The following is a 7,033-nucleotide window of genomic DNA, read 5'->3' as shown; positions in this document are numbered from 1 at the left end:
TCCCCAGAACCAGGCCCGCAAGGGCGCCCATCCACCGCGTCATCGTCTCACTCCAACGAAGGCGGCGATGTGACGGAGCGTCGGGCCGATTGGCAAGGGCCCGGCGGGTTCAGAACCGCTTGTAGGTCGCCGCCAGATCGTCGGGCAGGGTCTGGACTTCGGGCTTGGCCCGCACGCCGGTAGCGAGTTCGTTGAACAGGGTGGCCGGATTGTCAGGCGCGACCTTCAGCTTGGCCTTCGGCAGGGCTTTTTCCGTCAGCCGCCACTGGGTGGGCGAGACCTGGCGGACCACGGCGTCGGTCTCCACCACCTCCCCGTTGGCGGTCGTGCGCGGGCAGTGGGCCTTGAGCTCGGTGTCGCTGACCCACTCGTCCGCATAGCAGTTGGACTTGAAGACGAACTTCAGGTGCGGGGTGCGGCTGAAGTCCTCCAGGTCGAAGCTGGCCTTATAGTCGCCGACGGAGAAGGTCTCGTGCTGGCTTTCGAGGAGGACGCTCTTGGCCGGGTTGAACTGACCTTCGATCACCCAGAACAGCCGTCCGGTCTCGTCGAAAAGATAGTTCGGCTGGTCCCCGGCCTGGTCTGAGTCTTCGGGTTCGGGATAGTTCGGGGACAGCATGAAGACCGGCCTGGGGCCCGCGGCGGTCTTGATGACGACGCTACCCAGTTCGTTCCAGTTGAAGGCGGCGCTGTTGGTGAACCGGGCCACCGGCTTGCCGTCCGCGGTCAGGGTGAGGACCACGCCCTTGCGCACCGCCGCCAAGACCACGGTCTTGGCGGGCGCCGCAGCCTTGGGCAGGGCGGCGGCGACGGCTGGCGGGCTCAACAAGATCAGGGCCAGGCCGGCGGCTTTCAGGCCGGTGCTCAAGCGTGTCATGGTCGCGTCCCCCAAAGGAGGCGCGATCTGACGGCCCGCGCCGCATCATGCAAGCGCGGGGCGCCCCAAATCCGGTCGCCGTCCTAGATCAAGGCCGACGGCTCTAGCCCCAGCTCCTTCAGCAGCGGCTCGGCATAATCGACACGGCCGGTCATGGTCGCGGGATCGCCCTTGGCCAGCTGATAGACCGCCTCGGCGATATATTCGATCGGCTGGACCCGGTCCTTGGTGGCCTCGTTGATCAGGCCGTGCACGGCGACGCCGGGGGTGTCGACCAGGCCCGGCGAGACCACATTGACCGCGACGCCGTCGGCCTGGACCTCGGAGGCGAGGCCGGTGGTGAAGCGCTCCAGCGCCGCCTTGCATAGGCCATAGACCGTGCCGCCGCGCCCGCCGCGATAGGGCTTCTGCGGATGGATGCCGGCGGGCGAGGAGATGTTGACGATCCAGCCCGACTTGCGCGCGATCATGCCCGGCAGCACCAGCTGGGACAGGTGGAAGGGCGCATAGACCTGCACCTCCATCATCAGCTTGAAACGCTTCTCGGTGAACTCGACCACCGGCATGAAGAAGGTGATGGCGGCGTTATTGATCAGGATATCGATGGGCCCGAACGTCGCTTCAGCCTCTTCCACCAGCCGTTCCCGCTCACTGGCCTGGGCAAGGTCGGCCTTGATGAAGGCCACCTGGCCGCCGGCGGCGCGGATATGCTCGACGGTCTCGGCCAGCGTGCCCGGCAGGCGGCTCTCGCCCTCCTCCGCCGTGCGGGCTGAGATGACGACGCGTGCGCCTTCCATGGCGAGGCGCGCGGCGATGGCCGCGCCTATGCCCCGACTGGCGCCGGTGACCAGGGCGGTCTTGCCCGCAAGCGTTCCGTTGGGATTGATCTTGGGCGCAATGGCGCTGGCGCTGGACATGAAATGAGGCCCTCCCCGGGCTTTGTTATGGTTCAAACAATGGGTCAGCCTCGCGCCCTTCCGCCGCCGGCGCAAGCCAACCGCTCGCCTGATGGGCGGAAAGGCTGGCCGCGCGGCCAGGGCGTGTTAATCCTTTTCCATGAGCAAGCGGGATCGCGAGGCGGGCGGCATGGCGCGCAATTTCTTCAACCTGATCCTGGTGCTGATCCTGGTGGCCGCCTCCGCCTTCCTGGCCGCGCCCTGGTTCGCCTTCCGCGCCCTCAGGGCCGACGCCCGAGACGGCGACGCGCAAGGCCTGGCCGAACTGGTCGACTACAACGCCGTGCGTGCTTCGCTGAAGGCCCAGCTGACCGACCAGCCGGCCCCGGCCACGCCGCCGCCCAGCGTCTGGACCGATCCGCTCGGGGCCCTGCGCCAGGCGATCCAGCCCCTGACCCCGCCGCCGCCAGCCGTCGAGCGCTATGTCGGCGTCGAGGGCCTGCACGCCCTCACCCGGGGCTATACGCCCGGCAAGGCGCCGGCCGAGCCCGCGCCGCCCACCACCTTCAAGGGCCACCTTGAGGCGACCCTGCACCAGAACTGGCCCCGCACCCAGTTCTGGGATCCGGGCCGCACGCGCCTGGCCGTGAAGGACCCGGCTGCGCCGGAGCGCGAGACGGTCTTCACCTTCGAGCGCAAGGGCTGGTTCAGCTGGAAGCTGGTCAATATCAAGCTGCCGGCGAAGACCAAATAGTTCTTGATTTGTTCTATCCCCGCGCTAGGCTCGGCGAGCTTCAGCGGAGGACGAGATCATGATCGGATATGTCACTATCGGCGCCTTGGACGTCGAGGCCGCCCTCCCCTTCTATGATGCGGTGTTCGGGGCGATGGACCGCGAGCGCAGCTTCTTCCAGGGCGGCTGGGCCGGCTATGGTCCCAAGGGCGGCGACGCCGACACCTATATCTGCCCGCCCTTTGACGGCGAACCCGCCCGGGCCGGCAACGGCATCATGATCGGCTTCCTGGCCCCGTCAAAGGACGCCGTAGACGCCGCCCACGCCGCAGCCCTGGCGAGCGGCGGCCAGGACGAGGGCGCGCCGGGTCCGCGTCCGGCCGACTCCACCAGCTTCTATGGCGCCTATTTCCGCGACCCGACCGGCAACAAGTTCTGCGTCTTCGCCCGCACCTGAGGCGCGGGCGATCGCGGAGCGATCAGCCGCCGATCGCGGCCTTGATCGCCGCCAGACCTTCGCCGGCCTTGGCCCCGTCCGGGGCGCCGCCCTGGGCGAAGTCGGGACGGCCGCCGGCGCCCTGGCCGCCCATGGCGACCACGGCGGCCTTGGCCAGCTCGACGGCCGAGAACTTTGCCGCCGCCGCGCCGGTCACGGCCACGGTCACCGCCGCCTTGCCCTCGGCCACGCCGACCAGGGCGATGATCCCGTCGGTCACCTGCTTCTTGAACTCCTCGGCGATGGGCCGCAGGTCCTTGCCGCCAACGCCGTCCATGATCCGGGCCATGACCTGGACGCCGGCGATCTCCTCGACCGCCGCCGTGGCCGCGCCACCGCCGCCGCCCATGGCCAGCTGGCGCTTGGCATCGCCCAACTCCTTTTCGAGCCTGCGGCGCTGGGCTTCCAACGCGTCGACCCGGGCCAGGACCTCGGAGACCGGGGTCTTGAACTGGTCGGCCAGGGCCTTGGCGACGCCGGCCTGTTCGATCAGCCAGCGGCGCGCCGCCTCGCCGGTCAGGGCCTCGATGCGCCGGATGCCGGCGGCGACTCCGCCCTCGGAAATGATCTTGAAGAGCGCGATGTCGCCGGTGCGCGCCACGTGGGTGCCGCCGCACAGCTCCACCGAATAGGCGCCTTCACCCTCCAGCGCCTGGCCAAGGGTCAGGACCCGGACCTTGTCGCCATATTTCTCGCCGAACAGGGCCATGGCCCCGGCCTCGATGGCCTCTTCGGGTGCCATTTCCTCGGTGAGGGTCGGCAGGTTCTGGCGGATCACCGCATTGACCTCGGCCTCGATGGTGTCGATCTCGGCAGCGGTCAGGGGGCCGCCATGGCTGAAGTCGAAGCGCATGCGCTCGCCATCGACCAGCTGACCCTTCTGGGACACATGCGGGCCGAGCACGTGGCGCAGGGCCGCGTGCACCAGGTGGGCCGCGGAGTGGTTGGAGCGGGTGGTCAGGCGACGCTCGGCGTCAACCGCCAGGCGGACCTGATCGCCCACGGTCAGGATGCCCTCGGTCACCTCGATCTCGTGCACGAACAGGTCGCCGGCCTGCTTCTGAGTGTCCAGCACCTTGCCCTTGCCCTCCGCCCACTCGACCTCGCCAGTGTCCCCGGCCTGGCCGCCGCTCTCGGCGTAGAAGGGCGTGCGGTCGAACACCGCGAACACCGTCTTGCCGGCGCCCGCCTCGGTGAGCTCGGCGCCGTCGGCCACGAGGGCCTTCAGGACGCCTGTGGCCTCGACGGTGTCGTAGCCGATGAACTCGGTGGCGCCGAGGCGCTCGCGGATCGCAAACCACTCGCCAGACGCCGCCGCCTGGCCGGAGCCCGACCAGGCCTCGCGGGCCATGTCCTTCTGCCGCTTCATGGCCACATCGAAGGCGTCGAGGTCGACGGTCAGGCCCTTGGCCCGCACCGCGTCCTGGGTCAGGTCGAGCGGGAAGCCGTAGGTGTCATAGAGCTTGAAGGCCACGTCGCCGGACAACACGCCGCCCTCCGGCAGCTTGGCGGTGGCTTCGTCCAGCAGGGCCATGCCCCGGCCGAGGGTGCGGCGGAACCGCTCCTCTTCCTGGCGCAACGTCTCGACGATCACCGGCTCGGCCCGGCGCAGTTCCGGATAGGCCTCGCCCATCTCGGCGATCAGCACCGGGGCCAGGCGGTGCATCAGGGGCTCCTCGGCCCCGAGCAGGTGGGCGTGGCGCATGGCGCGGCGCATGATCCGGCGCAGCACATAGCCGCGCCCCTCGTTCGACGGCGAGACGCCGTCGGCGATCAGGAAGCTGGTGGAACGCAGGTGGTCGGCGATCACCCGGTGCGACGGACCATTGGTGCCGTCGCCGACCAGGGCCTTGGAGGCCGCGATCAGGGTGCGGAACAGGTCGATGTCATAGTTGTCGTGCACGCCCTGCAGCACGGCGGCGATGCGCTCGAGGCCCATGCCGGTGTCGATCTGCGGCTTGGGCAGCGGCTTGCGCGTACCGTCGGCGAACTGCTCGAACTGCATGAAGACCAGATTCCAGATCTCCACGAACCGGTCGCCGTCCTCGTCCGGGCTGCCGGGCGGGCCGCCGGGGATGTGGGCGCCATGGTCGTAGAAGATCTCCGAGCACGGACCGCAGGGGCCGGTGTCGCCCATGGACCAGAAATTGTCGTTGGTGGAGATGCGGATGATCTTGTCGTCGCTCAGGCCCGCGATCTTCTTCCAGAGGTCGGCCGCCTCATCGTCGGTGTGATAGACGGTGACGCACAGCTTCTCAGCAGGAATGCCATAGACCTCGGTCAGCAGGGTCCAGGCGTGGGTGATCGCCCCTTCCTTGAAATAGTCGCCGAAGGAGAAGTTCCCCAGCATCTCGAAGAAGGTGTGGTGGCGGGCGGTGTAGCCGACATTGTCCAGGTCGTTGTGCTTGCCACCGGCCCGCACCGACTTCTGCGACGAGGCGGCGCGCGGGGCCGGCGGGGTCTCGGCGCCCGTGAAGTAGTTCTTGAACGGCACCATGCCCGCATTGACGAACAGCAGGGTCGGATCGTTCTGCGGCACCAGGGGAGCCGACGGAATGATCAGGTGCTCGCGCGCGCGGAAATAGTCGAGGAAGGTGGCGCGGATCTCGTTGAGGCTCGGCATGGCTCTGAAACGCTTGGGGTCGAAATGGGAGGTCCCGCCGCGCCTGCTGCGCTGCGGAAAGGGGATCGTTTACGAAACTTGCGCGGCCCCGCCAAAGAAAAAGCGCCATGAGAAAAAGGACGCCCGGACGCAGAGGTCCGGACGTCCTTGCCAGAAGGACAGCCGTGCGGGGTCCTTAAGCGCCAGGCTCGGGGACAGCGGGGTTGGCGGCGCGTCCCGAAGCCACAGGCGCCGGAACGGCTATCCTTCAGGGTCTCTGGAGAGAGATCTTGTCGGATCAGGCCCTATTCGTCGTCGGTCTCGGTCGGGCCGACCAGCAGCTCTTCCTCGATGACGTCCTTGGCGCCGCGCACCTGGGCCTCGATCTGGTTGGCGATGTCGGGATTGTTGCGCAGAAACTCGCGCACATTGTCCCGACCCTGGCCAATCCGCTGGCTGCTCCAGGAGAACCAGGAGCCCGACTTCTCGATCACGCCGGCCTTGACGCCCAGGTCGATGATCTCGCCCAGCTTGGAGATGCCCTCGCCGTACATGATGTCGAACTCGACCTCGCGGAACGGCGGGGCGACCTTGTTCTTGACCACCTTCACGCGGACATTGTTGCCGACGATCTCGTCGCGGATCTTCACCGAGCCCGTGCGGCGGATGTCAAGGCGGACCGAGGCGTAGAACTTGAGCGCATTGCCGCCGGTGGTGGTCTCCGGCGAGCCGTACATCACCCCGATCTTCATGCGGATCTGGTTGATGAAGATGACCAGCGTCTTGGCCTTGGAGATCGAGGCGGTCAGCTTGCGCAGCGCCTGGCTCATCAGGCGGGCCTGAAGGCCCGGCAGGCTGTCGCCCATCTCGCCCTCGATTTCCGCGCGCGGGGTGAGCGCCGCGACCGAGTCGATGACGATGATGTCGACGGCGCCCGAACGGATCAGGGTGTCGGTGATCTCCAGGGCCTGTTCGCCGGTGTCCGGCTGCGAGACCAGGAGCTGATCCAGATTGACGCCCAGCTTCTTGGCGTAGGCAGGATCCAGCGCATGCTCGGCGTCGACGAAGGCTGCGGTGCCGCCGGCCTTCTGGACCTCGGCCACAACATGCAGGGCGAGCGTCGTCTTGCCCGAACTTTCCGGACCGTAGATCTTGACCACCCGGCCCTTGGGCAGACCGCCGATCCCGAGCGCGATGTCCAGGCCCAGCGACCCCGTGGAGACGGCTTCGACCTCCATGGTGGCCTTGTCGCCCAGTTTCATCACCGAGCCCTTGCCGAACGCCCGGTCTATTTGAGCCAGCGCCGCTTCGAGCGCCCGCTGCTTATCGCCTTCTTCTCTTGCCACGAGCTTCAACGCCGATTGGTTAGACATGATGGGCGCTCCTTATTCCATGATTCCGCCAACCCGACCGGCCGCAGATCGCCGCG

The 7,033-nt window shown here is 67.9% G+C and carries 6 protein-coding genes; 2 read left to right on the top strand and 4 right to left on the bottom strand.

What is annotated here, in order from left to right; genetic code table 11:
- Nucleotides 1-109 precede the first annotated feature (109 nt).
- Together Q7P21_RS18070 and Q7P21_RS18065 are read right to left on the bottom strand one after the other, a co-directional pair.
- A complete protein-coding gene (locus tag Q7P21_RS18070) occupies nt 110-877 on the bottom strand; it encodes a hypothetical protein (protein WP_304178294.1) in 768 nt (255 codons plus the stop codon).
- Nucleotides 878-960: 83 nt separating this feature from the next.
- On the bottom strand, nt 961-1,794 hold the full coding sequence (locus tag Q7P21_RS18065) for an SDR family NAD(P)-dependent oxidoreductase (protein ID WP_304171931.1): 834 nt from the start codon (nt 1,792-1,794) through the stop codon (nt 961-963).
- A 139-nt stretch (nt 1,795-1,933) separates the two neighbouring features.
- Between Q7P21_RS18065 and Q7P21_RS18060 the strand changes: the two genes are divergently transcribed.
- Nucleotides 1,934-2,527 (top strand): DUF2939 domain-containing protein, encoded by a 594-nt coding sequence (locus tag Q7P21_RS18060; RefSeq protein WP_304171929.1) that lies wholly within the window; start codon nt 1,934-1,936, stop codon nt 2,525-2,527.
- Nucleotides 2,528-2,585: 58 nt separating this feature from the next.
- A complete protein-coding gene (locus Q7P21_RS18055) occupies nt 2,586-2,963 on the top strand; it encodes a VOC family protein (RefSeq protein ID WP_304171927.1) in 378 nt (125 codons plus the stop codon).
- Nucleotides 2,964-2,985: 22 nt separating this feature from the next.
- Here Q7P21_RS18055 and alaS read toward each other — a convergent pair whose 3' ends face one another.
- A complete protein-coding gene (gene alaS / locus Q7P21_RS18050) occupies nt 2,986-5,625 on the bottom strand; it encodes an alanine--tRNA ligase (RefSeq protein WP_304178282.1) in 2,640 nt (879 codons plus the stop codon).
- 284 nt (nt 5,626-5,909) lie between these two features.
- Nucleotides 5,910-6,977 (bottom strand): recombinase RecA, encoded by a 1,068-nt coding sequence (gene recA / locus Q7P21_RS18045; RefSeq protein WP_304178271.1) that lies wholly within the window; start codon nt 6,975-6,977, stop codon nt 5,910-5,912.
- Between the last annotated feature and the right edge of the window lie 56 nt (nt 6,978-7,033).

Source organism: Phenylobacterium aquaticum (assembly GCF_947378715.1).
GTDB classification, from domain to species: Bacteria; Pseudomonadota; Alphaproteobacteria; order Caulobacterales; family Caulobacteraceae; genus Phenylobacterium; species Phenylobacterium aquaticum_A.
This window is presented reverse-complemented; position numbering and strand designations above follow the sequence as displayed.

Coding starts and splice junctions, on each gene's coding strand:
- alaS (WP_304178282.1), bottom strand. CDS start 5,625: ATGCCGAGCCTCAACGAGATCCGCGCCACCTTCCTCGACTATTTCCGC.
- Q7P21_RS18060 (WP_304171929.1), top strand. CDS start 1,934: ATGAGCAAGCGGGATCGCGAGGCGGGCGGCATGGCGCGCAATTTCTTC.
- recA (WP_304178271.1), bottom strand. CDS start 6,977: ATGTCTAACCAATCGGCGTTGAAGCTCGTGGCAAGAGAAGAAGGCGAT.
- Q7P21_RS18070 (WP_304178294.1), bottom strand. CDS start 877: ATGACACGCTTGAGCACCGGCCTGAAAGCCGCCGGCCTGGCCCTGATC.
- Q7P21_RS18055 (WP_304171927.1), top strand. CDS start 2,586: ATGATCGGATATGTCACTATCGGCGCCTTGGACGTCGAGGCCGCCCTC.
- Q7P21_RS18065 (WP_304171931.1), bottom strand. CDS start 1,794: ATGTCCAGCGCCAGCGCCATTGCGCCCAAGATCAATCCCAACGGAACG.